Annotated in this window: 1 protein-coding gene; it reads right to left on the bottom strand. The window is 54.0% G+C overall.

Annotated features, from left to right (window positions below):
* The coding region (gene tuf, locus K0778_RS26360; protein ID WP_000407797.1) for an elongation factor Tu at positions 1–1,031 on the bottom strand (1,031 nt) is incomplete at both ends.

Raw genomic sequence — 1,031 nt, 5'->3', positions numbered from 1 at the left:
ACAACGCCCGCGCCAACGGTACGGCCGCCTTCACGGATTGCGAAACGCAGACCGTCGTCCATCGCGATCGGGTGGATCAGGGTAACAACCATTTTGATGTTGTCGCCCGGCATTACCATCTCTACGCCTTCCGGCAGTTCGATGGTACCAGTCACGTCAGTAGTACGGAAGTAGAACTGCGGACGGTAGCCTTTGAAGAAAGGAGTATGACGGCCGCCTTCATCTTTGGACAGAATGTACACTTCAGATTCGAACTTGGTGTGCGGCTTGATGGTGCCCGGCTTAGCCAGTACCTGACCACGTTCGATTTCTTCACGTTTGATACCACGCAGCAGAACACCTACGTTCTCACCAGCACGGCCTTCGTCCAGCAGTTTGCGGAACATTTCAACGCCAGTACAGGTAGACTTCTGAGTCTCTTTGATACCAACGATTTCAACTTCTTCACCAACTTTGATGATACCGCGTTCTACACGACCGGTAACAACGGTACCACGACCGGAGATGGAGAATACGTCTTCGATCGGCAGCAGGAACGGCTTGTCAATCGCACGCTCTGGTTCCGGAATGTAAGAATCCAGGAAGCCAGCCAGTTCCAGGATTTTCGCTTCCCACTCTGCGTCGCCTTCCAGCGCTTTCAGAGCAGAACCACGAACGATCGGAGTGTCGTCGCCCGGGAAGTCGTACTGAGACAGAAGTTCACGAACTTCCATTTCAACCAGTTCCAGCAGCTCTTCGTCATCAACCATGTCGCATTTGTTCAGGAACACGATGATGTACGGAACGCCTACCTGACGACCCAGCAGGATGTGCTCACGAGTCTGCGGCATCGGGCCGTCAGTCGCAGCAACTACCAGGATCGCGCCGTCCATCTGAGCAGCACCGGTGATCATGTTTTTAACATAGTCGGCGTGCCCCGGGCAGTCTACGTGTGCGTAGTGACGGGTCGGGGTGTCGTATTCAACGTGAGAAGTGTTGATGGTGATACCACGAGCTTTTTCTTCCGGCGCGTTATCGATCTGGTCGAATGC

Origin of the sequence: Escherichia sp. XD33 (assembly GCF_019375075.1) — a bacterium.
Classification (GTDB): Bacteria; Pseudomonadota; Gammaproteobacteria; order Enterobacterales; family Enterobacteriaceae; genus Enterobacter; species Enterobacter flexneri_A.
The sequence above is the reverse complement of the archived record's forward strand: the minus strand, read 5'-3'. Positions and strand labels throughout refer to the sequence as shown.